Genomic DNA, 17,969 nt, shown 5'->3' with positions numbered 1-17,969 from the left:
TACATGGAAGAGGAAGTCTCTCGGTTTGATTGGTCGGGAGGCAGCGTGAAGAGCGAGATGGCGCAGCAGCGCAACGAGTCGGAGCAGGAGCGGGCGGATCGCAACTTCGTCGAGCTGCTGCAAGGCGCGCGTGTCGCGGTCACCGGAGTGCAGGTCCTGTTCGCGTTCCTGCTCACGGTGCCCTTCTCCTCCGGGTTCTCCCGGCTGGACCAGGCGGACCGGTGGCTGTACTACGTGGCGCTGGTCAGCGCCGCCGTCGCGTCCATCTGCTACATCGCGCCGACCGCGCAGCACCGCGTGCTGTTCCGGCAGGGGCGCAAGGAGACGCTGGTACGCCGCTCCAACCTGTACGGCATCCTCGGCGCCCTCGCCCTGGCCGTGTCGATGACCACGTCCACGATGTTCGTCATCGACTACCTGTTCCAGGCGACGCTGGCCTGGATCACCGCGGGCGCGCTGGCCGCGCTGGCCATGTGGACGTGGTTCGGCCAGCCTGGCCTGACCCGCAACGGTCAGTCGTCGGACGAGGGCAGCTCGGTGTCGTCGTCGGAGGACTGACGCGTGTAGGCGGCCCGCGCCACCATGTAGGCCGCCACCGACACGGTGACCACCTGGGAGATCCCGACCAGCAGCAGCGGCCCCGCGTACGACCAGGTGGGCCGGTGCAGCCACATCGCCAGCAGCACCAGCAGCACGCCGAGCACCTGCGGTTTGGTGCCGGCGTGCATGCGGTCCAGCGTGGTGCGGAACCGCATCAGCCCCACCCCGGCCGACAGCGCCAGCGTCGCGCCGATCAGCAGGCAGACGGCCGCGGCCACGTTCATCGTGATCTCCCCGAGAAGAACCGGGCCAGGGACACCGACCCGACGAACCCCAGCAGCGACAGCACCAGCAGGATCGGCAGGTCCGAGTAGTCGTCCCTGGCCACCGCGAACGCCCCGACCCCGCACATCGACAGCGACGTGAACACGTCCAGCGCCACGGCCCGATCCAGCATCGAGGGGCCGCGCGCCACCCGGTAGAGCGAGGCCGCCGCGCCGCAGAACAGCAGCGCGACCGTCGCCAGGTACACCCCCGTCATCCCAGCTCCTCCCGGTCCCTCGCGGTGCCGAACGCGCGCACGATGCGCGACTCCAGCCCCGCCACGTCCGCCCGCACGGCGCCGGCGACGTCGCCCGTCAGGCCCAGGACGTGCACCACCAGCTCCTTCCTGTACGCCTCCACGACCAGCGAGCCCGGCACCGTGGCCAGCGCGACCATCAGCAGCACCGTCATGGACTCCGACGACGTGCGCAGCGGCACCCTGACGATGCGCGTCGGCGGCGGCCCCGGATGGGCCACCCAGAACACCACCCGGACCGTCGAGGTCACCATGTCCCAGGCGAACCACAGCAGGAACCTGACCAGCGGTCCCGGGTGCACCCTGATGCCGGGGTCGAGGACGGGCAGGGGCAGCAGCCACGTCACGACCAGGCCGGTCAGCAGGCCGCCCAGCACGTTGCCCACCGACAGGTCGCCCCACAGCGTCACCCACACCAGCGCCAGCCAGGCCACCAGCGGCAGCGGCACCCGCCTGCCCAGCAGGCGCGGCGCCATCACCTCCCGGTTCCCGGCCGCTTCCCGTTTCACGGTTGCCTCCCCAGCACGGCCGTGATGTACGGCTCGCGCGCCATCAGCTCCCCCGCCGCCCGATGCGCCAGCGCCGACAGCGGCCCCGCCAGCACCGTGAACGACAGCCCCAGCACGACCAGCGCCGCCACCGACACCGGCAGCGCCGCCGGCAGGGTGGTGGTGGTCACCGTCGGATCCTCACCGGTGTGCTCCTCGCTCTCCACCACCCGCCCGACCCGATCGGGCCGCGGCCCCCGCCAGAACGCCTTCCCCCACGTCTTGGCCACCGCGTACAGCGTGAGCAGGCTCGTCACCAGCCCCGCCGCCACCAGCGTCACCGGCAGCCACCCGCCCTGCGCCAGCCCCGCCTGCACCAGCATCAGCTTGCCCAGGAAGCCCGACATCGGCGGGATGCCCGACAGGTTCATGGCCGGGATGAAGAACAGCACCGCGATCAGCGGCGACGCCTTCATCAGCCCGCCCAGCCGCGTCACCGACGTCGTCCCGGTGCGCCGCTCCACCATCCCCGTCACCAGGAACAGGCTCGTCTGCACGGTGATGTGGTGCACCACGTAGAACACCGCCCCCGCCAGCCCCGCCACCGTGGACAGCGCCACCCCGAACACCATGTACCCGATGTGGCTGACCAGAGTGAAGGACAGCATCCGCTTCAGGTCCGTCTGCGCCACCGCGCCCAGCACCCCGGCCAGCATCGTCGCCAGCGCCACCCACATCAGCAGCGTCGACACCGGCCCGCCCGGGAACAGCAGCGCCTCCAGCCGGATGATCGAGTACACGCCGACCTTCGTGAGCAGCCCGGCGAACACGGCCGTCGCCGGGGCGGGCGCGGTGGGGTAGGAGTCCGGCAGCCACGCCGACATGGGGAAGATCGCCGCCTTGATGGCGAACGCCAGCAGCAGCGTCAGCTCCACCAGCACCTTGACCTGCTCCGGCAGCGTGGCGAAACGCTCGGCGAGCTGCGCCATCGACAGGGTGCCTGTGGCGCCGTACGTGATGGCCAGCGCGATCAGGAACAACATCGACGAGGCCAGCGCCATCAGCGTGTACGTGGCGCCCGCCCGGATCCTCGACTCCGTGCCGCCGAACGTGAGCAGCACGTACGAGCCGCTCAGCAGCAGCTCGAACGCCACGTACAGGTTGAACAGGTCGCCCGACAGGAACGCGTCCGCCACCCCGGCCACCATCACCAGGAACGCCGGATGGAAGATCGCCATCGGGGCGTCGTGCTCCTGCTCGTCGTACGCGCTGACGACCGAGTACACCATCACGCAGAACGTCACCGCCGACGACACGACCAGCACCAGCGTCGAGAGCCGGTCGGCCACCAGGCAGATGCCGATCGGCGACGGCCAGCCGCCCAGCTCGGTCACCAGCGGGCCGTTCGTGTCGGCCGCGATCATCAGCACCACCGAGACGGCCAGCGAGATGCCGAGCGTGACCAGGCTGATCAGCGACTGCAGGTGCCGTAGCCGGCCGCCGATGGCCAGCTTCACGCCGGCGGCCAGCAGCGGCAGCAGGACGGGCACGCAGACCAGGCTCTCCAGCGGCCCGTTCACCAGCGCGGCTTCCTGCAAGGGGCCGCCCGCGAGGACACTCGCCGTCGGACCGGTCATGTGTCGTCGCCCTCCAGCTCGGGGTCCTGCGCGAGGGCCTGCCGCTCGCGCTCCTCCCTGATGGCCGTCCGCATCTGCCTGCGCGCCTCCCGCTGCCTCGCCTTGAGCTTCCTGCGCAGCTCCTTCTCCCTGGCCGCCTGCTGCGCCCGCCCCCGCTCGTGCTCCTCGCGAAGCTGCTCGATCCGCTCCAGGTTCGACATGGCGCCGGGATCCTCGCGCAGCCCCGCCTCCTCCAGGCGCTCCTGCAACGCCTCCTCCGGCAGCCCCTCGTACCGCATCTCGCGCATCCACTGGCCCAGCTCGTCGTGCACGCGCGAGATGCGCAGCTCCAGGTCCGCCTCCTCCAGCCGCTCCCGCTCGGCCTGCTCGGCCTCCAGCTTCGCCAGCTCGGCCCGCTGCTCGATCACCAGCCGCCGGTAGGCGTCCTGCCTGGCCCGTACGGCGTCGCCCAGCTCGCCGCGCCGCGAGCGCAGCCGCACCCGGCGGTCCTCGGTGTCGTCCTGGACCTCGTCGCTGCCCGTGAGCTGCCACGAGCGGTGCACCATGGCCAGCAAGAACGCCGTCACCCCCAGGGTGATCACGATCGCGGTGAGCACCATCGCCTGGGGCAGCGGGTCGGCCGCGCCGGGCTCGTCCGTGAAGGGCGGGCCGCCCGTGTCGCCGCCGGCGGTGACGATCAGCAGGTTCACCCCGTTGCTCAGCACGATGACGCCGGCCAGCACGCGCACCAGGCTCCGTTCGAGCAGCAGCGTCACCCCGCAGGTGATCATGATGCAGCAGGCGGCGAAGGGCAGCACCGAGACGCTGTTCACGCGCCCTCCCAATCCTCGGTGCCGTCGTCGGTGTCGATCTGCCGGTCCAGCTCCGCCCCCAGCGCCCGCAACACGTCCTGCACCATGCCGATCACCGACACGTACACGCCCAGATCGAACAGCAGCCCCGTGGACAGGTGCACATGTCCCACCAGCGGCACGCTCACCTCCGTGGCCAGCATGTCCAGCGCCGCCCGCCCGAACAGCAGCCCCGTCAGGGCCGTGCCCGCCGACAGCGTCAGCCCGATCCCCATCAGCACACCCGCGTGCACCGGCACGGCCGCGGCCAGCTCGTTGCGGCCGCCCGCCAGGAACCGCACCGTGATCGCCAGCCCGGCCACGATGCCGCCCGCGAACCCGCCCCCGACCCCGCTGTGCCCGATGAACAGCAGGAACACCGACAACGCCAGCACCGTGTGGAACGTCAGCCGCGCCGCCACCTCGAACGCCAGCGCCCGCTGCCCGCGCGGCAGCGTCGCAGCCAGCCAGTGCGTGCGCTCCTCCGCCCGGTGCCCGCCCTCGGCCCGCTCGATCGCGTACGACCTGCGCCGCAGGAACACCAGGCTCGTCACGCCCAGCGTCAGCACGATGAGCACGGCGCTCTCGCCCAGCGTGTCCCAGGCGCGGACGTCGAGGATGATGGCGCTGACCATGTTCCGGGCGCCGGCCTCCTCCGCCGCCCCGGCCATGTACACGCCGACCGGCTCCGTGCCGCGCGCCGCCATCGCCAGCATGCCCGCCCCCGCGGCCACCACCCCCACCGCCAGGCCCAGCCCCAGCCGGAACGGGAACGCCAGCCGCCCCTCCTCCGGCTGGATCGGCAGCCGCCGCAGCACCAGCGCGAACACCACCAGGCTCAGCGTCTCCGCCAGGAACTGGGTCAGCGCCAGGTCGGGGGAGCCGTGCACGAGGAACAGCAGCGCCGTGCCGTACCCGGTCAGGCCGATCACCAGGGCGACCAGCACGTACGCGCGGGAGAACAGCGCCAGGATTGCCGCGGCCGCGAGCAGCGCGACGATGACCGGCTGCTCGGGCCGCTGCCAGGCGACGACCGGCACGTCCAGGTGAGGCTCGCCCCCGTAGACGATGGAGAACAGCCCCACTCCGACCGTCGCGAGGAGTGTCAGCATGAGGTAATCGGGCACGGAGCCGCGCTGGATGAGCCCGGTGAGCTGAATGGCGAAACGATCCAGGCGCCGGATGATCGTCCAGAAGACCTGGCCGGAGTCCACCAGGTGCAGCGCCGCGCCCGCCCGCGCCACCGGATCCCGCGCCAGGAACAGCGCCACCCCGGCCGCCAGCGCCGCCGCCGACAGCAGCAGCGGGAACGACGGGCCGCTCCAGACGGCCAGGTGGGAGTGGTGGCCCGGGTCGCGGAACGTGCTGGTGTAGGGGGACATGGCGGACTCGTACCAGGAGGCCAGGGGCGCCAGCGCCAGCCCCAGGACGGACAGCAGCGCGGCGGGCACGAACATCGCCCCCGGCACCCCATGCACCTCCCTCGCCGCCTCCTGTCCCTTGTTTGAGAAGGCGCCCCAGAGGAACCTCAGCGTGTACGCGGCCGTCAGCGCCGACCCCGCCACCACCCCCGTCAGGACGAACGGCGAGTCCAGCAGCGCCTCCAGCGCCGCCTCCTTCCCCGCGAACCCCACCAGCGGCGGCAGCCCCGCCATCGAAGCCCCGGCCAGCACCGCCACCGCGCACACCCACGGCATCGCCCGCCCCAGCCCGCTCAGCTCCCGCAGATCCCGCGTCCCCGCCGCGTGATCGACGATCCCCACCACCAGGAACAGCGCCGCCTTGAACAACGCGTGCGCCAGCAGCATGCCCGCCCCGGCCAGCGCCGCCCCCTCGGTCCCCGCCCCGAACAGCACCACCAGGAACCCGAGCTGCCCCACCGTGCCGTACGCCAGCAGCCGCTTCAGATCCGTCTCCCGCAGCGCCCGCCACCCGCCCAGCAGCATCGTCAGCACGCCCAGCGGCACCACGACCGCCCGCCACAGCGTCAGCTCGCCGAACGCGGGCCCCAGCCGGGCCAGCAGGTACACGCCCGCCTTCACCATGGCCGCCGCGTGCAGGTACGCCGACACGGGCGTGGGCGCGGCCATCGCGGCGGGCAGCCAGGTGCTGAACGGGAAGATGGCCGACTTCGACAGCGCCCCCGCCAGCACCAGCAGCACCGCGGCCGGCGCCAGGTCCTGGGGGCGGATCTGCGAGATCTGGTACGTGCCCGCCTGCTGGCCCACCAGCACGAACCCGGCCAGCATCGCCAGACCGCCGAACGTGGTGACCGTCAGCGCCTTCATCGCGGCCTGGCGGCTCATGCGGCTCTCCGGGTCGTACCCGATGAGCAGGTAGGAGAAGACGGTGGTCAGCTCCCAGAACACGTACAGGAGCAGCAGGTCGTCAGCCGTGACCAGGCCCAGCATCGAGCCGGCGAAGGCCACCATCGCGCCGCCGTAGCGGCCGAGCCCGTCGTCGCCGGCGGGGAAGTAGCGGGCGCTGTAACACAGCACCAGCACGCCGACCCCCGTGACCAGCGACATCATCAGCACGGAGAGGGGGTCGGCGCGGAAGGACAGCTCCATGCCCATCGCCCACGGGGTGCTCTCCCGCACGGGCAGCCCGCGCGCCGCCAGCCAGCCGGTGTAGCAGAACGCCGCCGCCGGCGGGACCGCCAGCACGGCGAAGCAGGCGCGGCCCAGGCGGGCGGCGAGCCAGGGAGCGCAGGCAGCCGCGATCGCGTGCAGGACCAGCAGCGACTCCATGGGCTCCTCGGGCGGGCTCGACCGGTGCCTCCCGTCCGGGGACACACGCGGGGGCCGGTGGGCATTTCCGGCTACGTCCGCCCAATCTCTCCCGGAGCTGCTTCGGTCACCACGCAGGCAGGGCCGGGGTTGACCCGAAAACCACCAGTCCCACACCTCGCCGAGGTGCGGGACTGGTGGTTCCCGGGGTCGTCAGGCCTGAGGTTCGGGTTGTCAGGCCTTGGGGTGCGGATCGCGGCAGGTCCCCGCCTTGGGCGCGGTCGCCGTGATCAGGTACTGGTCCACCTTGCGGTCCAGACAGGCCGACCCGCGGCCGTACCCGGTGTGCCCGTCGGCGTCGTTCGTGAGCAGCACGCCGTGCGCGAGCTGCCCGGCCAGCGACTGGGCCAGCTTGTACGGCGTCGCCGGGTCCCGCGTCGTGCCCACCACCACGATCGGCGGCGAGTCCTTGGCCTCCACCTTCTTCGGGTACCGGGTGCCCTTGACCGGCCAGTTCGGGCACGGCTCCTCGGGATGGTCCACGCAGTTGATGGCCATGAGCGCCTCGAAGCTGTTGTCGTAGCGGCCGTCCGGCCGGCGCCCGTTGCTCTCGTCGGCCAGCAGCAGCAGTTTCGTGCCGTCGCCCCGGTACGCCTCCGTCAGCGCCTGGCGCAGCCTCGGCCAGTTGCGGACGTCGTACATGGAGTAGTCCACGGCGGCGCTCACGACCGCCTCGGTGACCTGGCGGCCGTCGTACTCGTTGCGCAGCGGCGACCTGTCGGCCCGTGCGTACAGCTCGTCGAGCTGCTCCTGCGCGCCCTCCACGGTGTGCTTACGGAACGGGCAGCCGGAACGCTTGAAGCAGTCCTTCAGGAACGACTTCGTCGCCACGTCGAAACCTTCGTCCTGGTCGGCCCCGAGATCTCCGGCGTTCTCCGAAGGGTCCTCGGCGCCGTCGAGCACCATCGCCCGGATCCGCTTCGGGAACAGGTCCGCGTAAACGGCGCCCAGGTACGTTCCGTAGGAGAAACCCAGGTACGTCAGCCGGGCGTCACCCAGCGCGTCGCGCATCACGTCCATGTCGCGCGCGGAGTCCTCCGTGCCCACATGGGCCAGCAGTTCCTTGCCGCTGTTCTCGGTGCAGTACTTTGCGAAAACCTTGTCCCAGTTTTCCGCTTTCTTGACCTCGGCCTTGGTGTCGGGCGTCGGATCGATCGCGAAATACGCGTCCAGATCCAGCGTATCGAAACACCGCACCGGCGATGAATCGCCGACGCCGCGCGGATCGAAACTCACGACGTCGAACCGCTCGCGGACATCCGCCGAGACGGCATCCTTGCTCGCCTTGAGCGCGTCCACGCCGGACCCGCCGGGACCGCCGAAATTGAGCACGATCGAGCCGATCTTCTTTCCCGTCGCCGGGAGCCGGACCATGCTGATCTTTATTTTCCGGCCACTGGGCTTCGCATAGTCCAGCGGTACCGACATTTTCGCGCACTCGTACCCGTTGCCGCATCCGGCCCAGGCCAGACGCTGACCGTAGAAGGAATCGAGCCGGACCGGCGCATCGGCCCCGGCCGCCCCGGTGAGACCGGTGACGGTGACCAAGCCTGCGAGAACAGGCGCAAGGATTTTGCTAAGACGTCGCATAGAAGAACATTCGTTGGCAACACTTGCGCCGTTCTTTATAGACGTTGGTCCCTGCCTGATGCAAACCGGAACAGATCCACCGCGAGAAGCGTTTCTCCGAGGGTAGCGACGTGGGGGACGTTGTACGCCGACCCAGGGGGAGTCGAGATCTCATGTCGCAGCAGAATCGCCCGGTGCGCGGGGACCATCCGTACGAACAGAAAGTCACCTCGACGGACGAGCACGAAGAACGCGCCGGCCGCAGCCTCATCACCACCGACCACGACGTCATCCGCCAATGGGCCGAAGAACGCCAGGCCCGCCCCTCCACGGTGCCGGGAACGGAACACGACGGCCGGGCGGGGGTGCTCCGCTTCGACTTCCCCGGATACGGAGGAGGAGACCTCGAGGAGATCTCCTGGGACGACTGGTTCAGGACGTTCGACGAGCGAGGGCTGAACTTCATCTACCAGGAGCATCGCAAGGACGGTAACCCGAGCAACTTCTTCCGGCTGGAGAATCCTGATCGGGAAGACGCCTGAAAGCGAGGTCCTCGCTGATCGCTCGGGCGTTCTCCTGAAACCCAGCCCGCCCGTTGCCCATTTACCGGGTTGGCCGTTGGGAGCCCGCCCCCCGAGTGGGCCTCGCCTTCGGCTCGGGCTGTGCTCATCGGGCTCGTGGCTCCGCCACGAGCCCCGGGGCGAGAGGGCTTTCCAGCCCTCTCGCGCTCTCCCGGTCGTGGCGGGCACGGGAACTTGACGCAGCAGTGAGTAAGCGAAGCATCATCACGTTAGGTAAACTTAGCGCTACTATATGTGTCATGCCGTCCCCCCGACATGACGCGCTGGTCAAGATGATCAGCGAGCGTCCCCAATTGGCAGTTGAGATCCTGCGCGACCTCATAGGCGTGCAACTGCCCGACACCCCATGGGTCCAGCAGGAGGAGCGCACGTTCAACACGCGCAAGTCGGACGACATCGAAGCCGACCTGGTCCTCACGATGGGGCCTCCGCACGGTGAGGCGGAGCACGCCATCATCGTGGAGGTCCAGCAGGGCAAGGGCAAGAACCCCCGGCAACTGGCCCGTTACGCCGCCGCGTTGTGGCTGATGCTGGACTGCCCGGTCTCTGTGCTGGTGATCTGCCCCGATCGCGCGGACGCGGCCTTCTATGCGCAGCCCATCGACACCGACTTGCTCGGCTACCGGCCACAGCCCTATGTGCTGGGGCCGGACGATGTTCCGGCCTTCACGAATCCGCAAGAAGCCGCCGCCCGCCTGGACCTCGCAGCCATGTCAGTCATGGCTCACGGGCGGGATCGCAAGGTGGTGGAGGCCTTCACGTCAGCGCTGCGACACGCGGACGATGAACACGCTACGAAGTACAATGAATACGCCTACAGCATCGCTGGTCCCGAGGTCCGGCGTCTCTTGGAGGAGATCATGGCGTCGACTGACTGGCCGGTCTACAGCCCGTTCGCTCGTGAGCACTTCGGCCGCGGTGTCGAAGAAGGCGAGGCGAAAGGCAAGGCACAAGAGGCCTCCCGAGCGCTGCTTCTCGTGCTGGAGGCCCGCGGCTTCCTCATTGCCGACGACCTTCGCGCCGAGCTCACCGCCTGCACCGACCTCGCTCTGCTCGAAGCCTGGATCCGGCGCGCAGCGACTGCCAAGACGTCTGAGAACCTGTTTCACGAGCTGGACTGACAACATCGAACGGTGAGAGATGCCCACGCCTCCGTGGGCATCTCTTCGTATCGCGTCAGCCCGCGTCGGACACCCGACGCCCCACCTCGTCCGCCAGCTGATCCAACGACCGATCCAGCAGCTCCCGCACCTCCTCGGCCCGAGCCCCTGACTCAGCCTCGTCCAGCAGGCTGATGTGCACGGTCACCTCGCTGGTCCCGGCGGCCGAATCCGCCACCTGCAGCCACCCGGAGTAGTCGGGATGATCGCGCCCGCCCCACTCCACCCGGAGCTGCTCCTCGGAAGCCCGGAAGAGCCCTTCGTGCTTCCCGCTTCCCGGCACCAGGGCGCCGTCGGCCTCCACCGTGCCGGGGCCGCTGTCGTGGACCGACAGCCCCTGTGGCAGCCACCGATCCATGATGTCCACATCGGACGCGACCCCGAACACCACCGTGCTCTCCGCCGGCATCCCGCGGGTCGCCTCGAACTCCGCCATACCGTCCCCCAACAGGCACCTGAGTTCCAATGCCAGCGCCGTACCCCTGTGATCTGCTCGCAAACAGCGGTCGTCCCGTGGGTGTCTCCCGCTACGGTTGCGTGCGCAGGGTAATCATCGTGCGGCGGAGGGAGAGCGGGGCGATGGCGGAGCCGCCACGGATGCCGCCGGAAATGTTCCGGTTCACCAGCACCGAGCGGGCAGACCTGCACACCGCGGTCCTCCACGCGTTCGGCGAGGCCGACGAGCGGTTCGAGACGGCGCTGACGGTGGACGAGGTGCGCGAGCGGCTGCGCTCGGCCGGATGGTACGGGCCGGTCTCGGAACAGGATCTGGCCGGGACGCTCAGGCAGCTCGCGGGCTGGGGGCTGCTGGACGTGATCTTCAATCACGCGGGGAGCTTCGCCACCGCGGAGGAGTACGAGCGCAGGAACCTGCAGTACGCGCTGACCCGGCGAGGGCAGGCGGCGTATGCCGGGGTTCGGCATGCGGTGGCGGCCCTGTCGTCGTTTGGAGCGTTGCAAACGGCGGTGCTGGACGCGATCGCGGACCGGCTGGGGGAGCTGGGCAGGCTGTTGCGTGACCCGGATCCCGGGCGGAACCGGCGGATCTTCACCTGTTTGGGGGAGCTGGAAGGGCATCTCGACGGGCTGCGGGCCGGGACAGGGCGGTTCAACGGGGAGTTGCAGCGGCTGCTGCGGGTCGAGGGCGCAGGTTCGGAGCTGGCGACGTTTCATGAGGTCAAGGCCGCGACGGTGGCCTACCTTCAGGAGTTCGTGACTAACCTGGAGCAGCGGGCCGAGGCGATCGCCGCCGCGCTAAAGGCCGTGGCCGGCCACGGCGCCGCCGTGCTGCACGCCCGCGCGCTCGACGGCGCCGACCTGCCGAAGGTGCCCGGCGCCGACCGCGCCACGCCCTGGCTGGCGGTGCGTGCCGAACGGTGGGAGGCGCTGCGGGCGTGGTTCGCGCCCGAGGACGGGAGCGTGCCGAGGGTGCGGCGGCTGCATGACGTGGCGCGGCGGGCCATCGTGTCGTTGCTGCAGGTGCTGGACCGGATCACCGACTCGCGCCGCCGTTCGTCCAGCGCCGCCGCCGACTTCCGTACGCTGGCCCGCTGGTTCGCCACCGCGCCCGGCGAGGACGACGCGCACCGGCTGTGGGACGCGGCGTTCGGGCTCGGCTCGGCCAGGCACGCGCACCTGGGGCACGCCGACGCCGAGCTCATCCCGGCCGGGGTGCCGTGGGCGGAGGCCGAGCCGGTCGAGGTGTCGGCGCTGCTGCGCTCGCGCGGGCGCACGGAACGGATGGGACGCACGGGCAAGGTGCGGGACGTGGCCGCGCTGAAGGCGGAGCGCAGGGAGCGGGCGGAGAAGGAGCGGGCCGAGCTGGAGGCCGCCTGGTCGGCGCTGGCGACGACGGGCGCGATGCGGTTGTCGCAGCTCGGCAAGCTGGATCATGACACGTTCGGGCGGCTGCTCGACCTGCTCGGGCGGGCGCTGGCCGAGCGGCCCGACTCGACCGGGTTCCGGCGGGCGGTCACCTCGGACGGGCGGGTGGAGATCGTGCTGCGGGCGCCGGACGACGGTGCGGTGGCCGTGTTGCGTACGCCGGAGGGGTGGTTTCGGGCGGCCGACTACCTCATCGACGTGCGGACACTCGGCGAGGCCGGGCTCCGGGGGCGGGCCGTGGCCGGCGAGCTCGGGTTTCGAGGGCGGGCGCCGCTCGGCGAACCCGAGGCCGGCGGGCGGCTGACGCTCGACGATTCGGGGCTGCGTGGAAGGGCCGCGGGTGATGACCCGGGGCTGCGCGCAAGGGTGGCGGGGGCATGAGCAGCCTGGCCAACCAGCTCGTGCGAGCCGAGAAGGAGGAGATCGCCCGCGCGATCAGGACGCTCCTCGGCCGCCCGCTGATCTCAGCGCACGACGACCCCGCCGCGTTCGACCTGATCAGGAAGCGGCGCGGCCCGCTGATCCAGTGGTTCGACTACTTCTGCGGCTGGCGGCTGGTCGTGGAGCCGCGCCAGGGGTACGCGCGGCTGGTCAAGATCGGCCCGCCCGGCGCGCGCACGGCGACGGCGGCCAGGCCCGCGCGGCGCCGCCGCACGACCCGCGCGCCGTTCGACCGCCGCCGGTACACGCTGCTGTGCCTGTGCGCCGCCGAGCTGCTCACCTCGCCGGTGACGACGATCGGGATGCTGGCCCAGCGGGTCGCGCAGGCGGCGGCGGTGGAGCCGGACGTGCCCGCGTTCGACCCGGTCAGGAACGAGGAGCGGGCCGCCTTCGTGGACGCGCTGAAACTGCTGGAGCACTACGGGGCGCTGACCGCGATGGACGGGGACACCGACGCCTACCTGGGTGACGGGGAGGCCAAGGTGCTCTACCGGGTCGACACGGTACGGGTGATCCGGCTGCTGGCCGCGCCGGTCCCGCCCTCCAGGGTGTCCGCGGAAGCTCCCCCGTTCGATGCGATGGGGGGCGGTGGCGCGGGTGTGCTGGAGGAGCTCACCACCGAAGCCAGGTACGGCGGCGGCGGCGAGCCGACCGACACCCAGCGCAACCTGTGGACCCGCCACTCCCTCATCCGCCGCCTCCTCGACGAGCCCGTCGTCTACGCCGCCGACCTCACCCCCGCCCAGTCCGCCTACGCCGCCTCGTTGACCGGCCGCCAGTTGCTGCGGCGGGCCGCCGAGGAGGCCGGGTTCGTGCTGGAGGAGCGGGCCGAGGGGTTCCTGCTGGTGGACCCCGACGCCATCGCCACCGACACGAGGTTCCCCGACGACGGCAGCCACGCCAAGGTGGCCGCCCTGCTCATGCTCGACCTGCTCGTCACCTCCGGTCCCGTCACCGCCGAGCGGCTCGACGCCGAGGCGGCCAGGCTGCTGCGCCAGTTCCCGCAGTGGGCCAAGGCGTACCAGTCGGACGGGGGCGGCCCCAGGCTGGCCGCCGACGCGCTGGAGGTGCTCACGCAGTTCGGGCTGGCCCGCCGGAGTGGCGAACAGGTCGCCGCCCTGCCCGCCGCGGCCCGTTATCGGGTCGAACGCGCCGTACAGGAGGATTCGTGACAGTCACCGAGCTCGCCGTGCCGCGTGCCGCGCAGGGCGTGGACGCCCGCTGGACCCCGGTACGGGCGGGAATCGTGAACGTGTGGCGCTACTACGACGAGGTGTTCGAGTTCCACCGGGGCAGGCTGCTGCTGCGCGGGCCCAACGGCAGCGGCAAGTCCAAGGTGCTGGAGCTGCTGCTGCCGTTCGTGCTGGACGCCAGCCTCAAGCCGAGCAGGCTGTCCACGTTCGGCGGCACCGAACGCACCATGCACTGGAACCTCATGGGCGACGGCGCCTCCGGCACCACCCGCGTCGGGTACGTGTGGCTGGAGTTCCGGCACTCCGACGGCCGGTGGTTCACGTGCGGCGCGCGGCTGCAGGCCACCGTTCACACCAAGAACGTCACCGCCGCCTACTTCACCACCGAGGCGCGCGTCGACACGACCGACGGCGTCCGGCTCACCGGCGAGGTGGGGCAGCCGCTCACCAGGGCGCAGCTCGTGGACGAGCTCGGCACGTCCGGCGAGGTGCACGAGACGGCCGAGTCCTACCGCGCCGTCGTGCGCCGGACGCTCTACCGGCAGCTCAACGAGCAGCGCTACGACTCGCTGCTGACCGCGCTGCGGCAGCTTCGCACGCCCAAGCTGTCCGAACGCCTCGATCCCGGGCTGCTGTCGGAGCTGCTGTCGAGCGCGCTGCCGCCGCTCGGGGAGGGCGAGATCCACGAGATCGCCGAAGGGTTCGAGCGGCTCGACCGGCGGCGGGAGGAGCTGCGGCTGCTCGACCGCGACGTGGAGGAGGCCGGTCGGCTCGTGGGGCGGCAGCGCGGGTATGCCCGGCGGGTGCTGCGCGCCGCCGCCGAGGCCGTGGTCCGCGCAGGGCAGGCGGTGGAGTCGCTGGCGGCCGAGGTCAAGGGCAGGCGGGAGGCGCTCAAGGAGGCCGAACGGGAGCTCGACGCGACGACCGTGCGGCTGGGGGAGGAGGAGGCGCAGGAGCTGGCCCTGGCTGCGCAGATCGACGGGCTGAAGGAGAGCGGGGCGTATCGGGCGGGTGGTGAGCTGCACCGGCTCCGTGCCGAGGCCCAGGCGGCGCACGAGGTGGCGGGCCGCATGCGCGATCAGGCGGGGCAGGCGGCGCGGGCCGTGACGGGCAAGCAGGAGCTGGCGGCCCTCGCCGCCGCCGGCGCCCGGACGGCGGAGGCGCTCGCCGAGCGCGCCCGCGCCGACGCCCGGCACGCGGCCGAACGGGCGGGGCTGCTCACCGTGCACGAGGAGACGGAACGCGCGGGCACGGAACGCGCGGGCACGGAACGCGCGGGCACGGAACGCGCGGGCACGGGACGGGCGCCCGCCGGCATGGGGGAGCACGATGGCGCCGTCCGGGACAGTGAGCCCGTCGTCCGGGACAGTGAGCCCGTCGTCCGGGACAGTGAGCCCGTCGTCCGGGACAGTGAGCCCGTCGTCCGGGACAGCGAGCCCGCCGTCCGAAGATCGCGCGACCTCCTGAGAGCCGCGGTGACCAGCCGGGCCGCCCAGATCAAGGACCTCAGAGCCCTCACCTCCCACCACGCGGAAACGATCTCCCGCCGCACCACCGCAGAGCAAGATCGTGACCAGGCCAGGGAAGACCTGGTCACAGCCCAGGACACCACCACCCGAGCGGCCCGCCTGCGCGACGACCGGGCCCGCGACCTGGCCGCGGGGCTGGCCGACTGGGCGGCGGGCTGCACGCAGCTCCAACTGGTCCCCGCCGCGCTGGCGGGCCTGGCCGACGACTTCGAGCGGGCGGACGAGCTGGTCGGCACGGCCCGTACGATGGCCGCCGTCGAGCTGACGTCCCGCGAGCAGCACGTGACGGCGCTGCGGGAGCGGCTGGCGGCCGAGCGGTCCGAGCTGGCCGGGCAGCGGGAGAGCCTGGACGACCGGACGGTGCTGGAGCCGCCCGCCCCCCACACCCGCGGCACCGCCGCCAGGCAGGGACGTCCGGGCACGCCGTTGTGGCGGGCCGTGTCGTTCAGGTCCGGGCTGGACCCGGTGGCGCAGGCCGGGGTGGAGGCGGCGCTGGAGGCGTCGGGGCTGCTGGACCTGTGGCTGCGGCTCGACGGCGGGTGCGATCCGGGGGAGCACGACGCGTTCGCGATGGCGGCGCTGTCCAGGCCCGCCCCCGGCTACAGCCTGGCGCACGTGTTGCTGACCGAGACCGACTCGCCGGTGGTGGCCGACAACATCCTGGCCGGGATCGCGTTCGCGCCGACGGCGACCGGCGTCGACCATCCGGCCGTCGTCGGCGCCGACGGCACCTGGCGGCTGGGCCCGGCGGCCGGCCGGTGGGTGAAGCCGGAGCCGTCGTACATCGGCGCCACCGCGCGGGAGCGGGCCCGCCGCCGGCGCGTCGCCGAGCTGGACGACCGGCTGGGCGAGCTGGCGGGGCGGATCGCCGAGTGCGACCACCTGCTCGCCGTGGTGGACGCCGGGCGCGACACGCTGGCGGCCGAGCTGCGGCGCAGGCCCGACAGGAGGCCGTACGCGGAGGCGGTCGAGGCGCTCGACGGCGCGGTGCAGCGGGTCGCGCTGCTGGAGGATCGGCTCAGGGCGGGCGAGGAGCGGCTGCACGAGCGGGAGCAGGACGTCGCCAGGTCGTTGCGCCGCCTCACGGAGCTGGCCGACCGTCACGCGCTGCCCGCGTCGCCGTCCGCGCTGGACAACCTGGAGGAGGCGCTGCGCACGGCCGAGACGACCGGCACCGTCTGGCACGACCGCCGCGCCGACGCCCGCGCCGCCCGGGAACGCGCCGCCCTGGCGGCCGAGGCCGCCGCCGGGTACGAGCAGGTCGCCATCGAGGCCGTCGAGCGTGCCGAGGAGGCCGCGTCCGCCGCCGTGGTGCTGGCGGAGCGACTGGCCGCGGTCGAGTCGGCGATCAGAACGGCGGGCGAACCGGTGTCCGCGATCAGAACGGCGGACGAACCGGTGAGCGGGTCGGCGGCCGAAACGGCGGCGGGCGGAGCCGGGCAGCAGGACGTCCTGGACCGCCTCCAGCGGACCCAGCACGCCTACCGAGCCTGCCGCCGCCTCATCAAGTCGGTCAACAACGACCTGGCCCGCCTCAACGCCAGGCTGGGCCAGCTCCGCGGCGAGCTGGACACAGCCCAGGACAAGCACGCGGAAGCGGGCCGGACGCGCGACGAGGTGTCCGACAGGTTCCGCCGCCTGGCGGCCGGGCACCTGCCGGCGGACGCGGAGGTGACCGTCGAGCTGCCGGCCGAGGCCGGGGTGCGGGCCGTGCTGGAGGCGGCCGGGTCGGTGGCGGAGCAGCTCGCGTCCGTCCCGTACGAGCACAAGAGCGTCAGGGAGGCGGAGGCGCGGCTGCAGGACGCCTTCCACCACGCCAGGGAGGTGCTGGCGGGCCGGGCGGATCTGGAGCTGGCGCCGGACGACGACGTGCGGGTGCTGACCGCCACCGTGAACGGCGTGCGGGCGGGGGCGGCGGCGCTCGGAGAGGCGCTGCGCAGGGAGCGGGACGAGCGGCGTTCCGACATCACGGAGGCGGAGCGGGACCTGTTCGACCGGACGCTGGCCGGTGACACGCGGCGGCATCTGGCCGACCGCATCAAGCAGGCGGCGGCCCTGGTGGAGGGCATGAACCAGCGCCTGGAGCGGGTCCGCACCGCGTCGAGGGTGGCGGTGCGGCTGGTGTGGCAGGTCGATCCGACGCAGTCGCCCGGCACGCGCGCGGCCCGTGACCTGCTGCTGCGCGACCCGGCCGGGCTGACGGAAGCCGACAGGGACGCGCTGTACGCGTTCTTCAGGGACCGGGTGGAGGAGGCGCGGGCAGGCAACTCCTCCGCGAGCTGGGAGGACCAGCTCATGAAGGTGCTCGACTACACCTCCTGGCACCGGTTCACGGTCAGGCTGGACCGGGGCGACGGGCAGGGCTGGCAGGACCTGACGAGGAAGCTGCACGGCGCGCTGTCGGGCGGGGAGAAGGCGATCGCGCTGCATCTGCCGCTGTTCGCCGCGGTGGCCGCGCACTACCAGACCGATCCGGGGTGCCCGCGGTTCATCCTGCTCGACGAGGTGTTCGTGGGGGTGGACAGGACGAACCGGGGGCAGGTGTTCGACCTGCTGGTGGATCTGGGGCTGGATCTGGTGCTGACGTCGGACCACGAGTGGTGCGAGTACCGCGAGCTGGACGGGATCGCGATCCACCAGCTCATCACGGGTGACGGGGACGAGGCGGTCACGACGGCCCGGTTCGTGTGGAACGGTTACCGTACGGTCCCCGCCGAGTGAGCGCGGCGACTGGGAGATAAATCGATT

The 17,969-nt window shown here is 71.9% G+C and carries 14 protein-coding genes; 6 read left to right on the top strand and 8 right to left on the bottom strand.

Annotated elements, in window-relative coordinates; translation table 11 throughout:
• Positions 1-45 precede the first annotated feature (45 nt).
• On the top strand, positions 46-558 hold the full coding sequence (locus FXF51_RS19660; protein WP_262379662.1) for a DUF6328 family protein: 513 nt from the start codon (positions 46-48) through the stop codon (positions 556-558).
• Here the strand turns inward: FXF51_RS19660 and mnhG are convergent.
• From mnhG to FXF51_RS19625, 7 genes are all read right to left on the bottom strand, one after another.
• Positions 513-824 (bottom strand): monovalent cation/H(+) antiporter subunit G, encoded by a 312-nt coding sequence (mnhG, locus tag FXF51_RS19655; RefSeq protein ID WP_148435941.1) that lies wholly within the window; start codon positions 822-824, stop codon positions 513-515. The genes FXF51_RS19660 and mnhG overlap by 46 nt on opposite strands.
• The gene (locus FXF51_RS19650; protein ID WP_148435940.1) at positions 821-1,081 is read right to left on the bottom strand and encodes a monovalent cation/H+ antiporter complex subunit F; all 261 of its coding nucleotides are present in this window, start codon (positions 1,079-1,081) and stop codon (positions 821-823) included. Before FXF51_RS19650 ends, mnhG begins: the two co-directional genes overlap by 4 nt.
• Entirely contained in the window at positions 1,078-1,629 is a 552-nt protein-coding gene (locus tag FXF51_RS19645) for a Na+/H+ antiporter subunit E (protein ID WP_262379661.1), read from the bottom strand. Before FXF51_RS19645 ends, FXF51_RS19650 begins: the two co-directional genes overlap by 4 nt.
• Positions 1,626-3,245 (bottom strand): Na+/H+ antiporter subunit D, encoded by a 1,620-nt coding sequence (locus FXF51_RS19640; RefSeq protein ID WP_148435939.1) that lies wholly within the window; start codon positions 3,243-3,245, stop codon positions 1,626-1,628. Before FXF51_RS19640 ends, FXF51_RS19645 begins: the two co-directional genes overlap by 4 nt.
• Positions 3,242-4,057, bottom strand: a complete 816-nt coding sequence (locus FXF51_RS19635; RefSeq protein WP_262379660.1) for a Na(+)/H(+) antiporter subunit C — start codon at positions 4,055-4,057, stop codon at positions 3,242-3,244. The genes FXF51_RS19640 and FXF51_RS19635 overlap by 4 nt, the downstream gene beginning before the upstream one ends.
• Entirely contained in the window at positions 4,054-6,825 is a 2,772-nt protein-coding gene (locus tag FXF51_RS19630; protein WP_148435938.1) for a Na+/H+ antiporter subunit A, read from the bottom strand. Before FXF51_RS19630 ends, FXF51_RS19635 begins: the two co-directional genes overlap by 4 nt.
• A gap of 213 nt (positions 6,826-7,038) precedes the next feature.
• On the bottom strand, positions 7,039-8,412 hold the full coding sequence (locus FXF51_RS19625) for an alpha/beta hydrolase (protein WP_148435937.1): 1,374 nt from the start codon (positions 8,410-8,412) through the stop codon (positions 7,039-7,041).
• Positions 8,413-8,606: 194 nt separating this feature from the next.
• Here FXF51_RS19625 and FXF51_RS19620 point away from each other — a divergent pair, with 194 nt between their 5' ends.
• Positions 8,607-8,975: a hypothetical protein gene (locus FXF51_RS19620; RefSeq protein WP_148435936.1), complete on the top strand. Its 369-nt coding sequence runs from the start codon at positions 8,607-8,609 to the stop codon at positions 8,973-8,975.
• A gap of 278 nt (positions 8,976-9,253) precedes the next feature.
• On the top strand, positions 9,254-10,135 hold the full coding sequence (locus tag FXF51_RS19615; protein WP_262379659.1) for a hypothetical protein: 882 nt from the start codon (positions 9,254-9,256) through the stop codon (positions 10,133-10,135).
• 55 nt (positions 10,136-10,190) lie between these two features.
• On the opposite strand, the gene FXF51_RS19610 is transcribed toward FXF51_RS19615, so the two are convergent.
• A complete protein-coding gene (locus tag FXF51_RS19610; protein ID WP_148435935.1) occupies positions 10,191-10,610 on the bottom strand; it encodes an SRPBCC family protein in 420 nt (139 codons plus the stop codon).
• A 143-nt stretch (positions 10,611-10,753) separates the two neighbouring features.
• Between FXF51_RS19610 and FXF51_RS19605 the strand changes: the two genes are divergently transcribed.
• Genes FXF51_RS19605 through FXF51_RS19595 form a run of 3 tightly spaced genes read left to right on the top strand, consistent with a single transcriptional unit; the run spans position 10,754 to position 17,942 of the window.
• Complete coding sequence (locus FXF51_RS19605) at positions 10,754-12,439, top strand: TIGR02677 family protein (RefSeq protein ID WP_222871359.1); 1,686 nt, start codon at positions 10,754-10,756, stop codon at positions 12,437-12,439.
• Positions 12,436-13,671, top strand: coding sequence for a TIGR02678 family protein (locus tag FXF51_RS19600; RefSeq protein WP_148435934.1), 1,236 nt, complete (start codon positions 12,436-12,438; stop codon positions 13,669-13,671). Before FXF51_RS19605 ends, FXF51_RS19600 begins: the two co-directional genes overlap by 4 nt.
• Entirely contained in the window at positions 13,668-17,942 is a 4,275-nt protein-coding gene (locus FXF51_RS19595) for a TIGR02680 family protein (protein WP_148435933.1), read from the top strand. Before FXF51_RS19600 ends, FXF51_RS19595 begins: the two co-directional genes overlap by 4 nt.
• Positions 17,943-17,969 lie beyond the last annotated feature (27 nt).

It is taken from the genome of Nonomuraea sp. PA05 (genome assembly GCF_008086045.1).
Taxonomy (GTDB): Bacteria; Actinomycetota; Actinomycetes; order Streptosporangiales; family Streptosporangiaceae; genus Nonomuraea; species Nonomuraea monospora.
The sequence above is the reverse complement of the archived record's forward strand: the minus strand, read 5'-3'. Positions and strand labels throughout refer to the sequence as shown.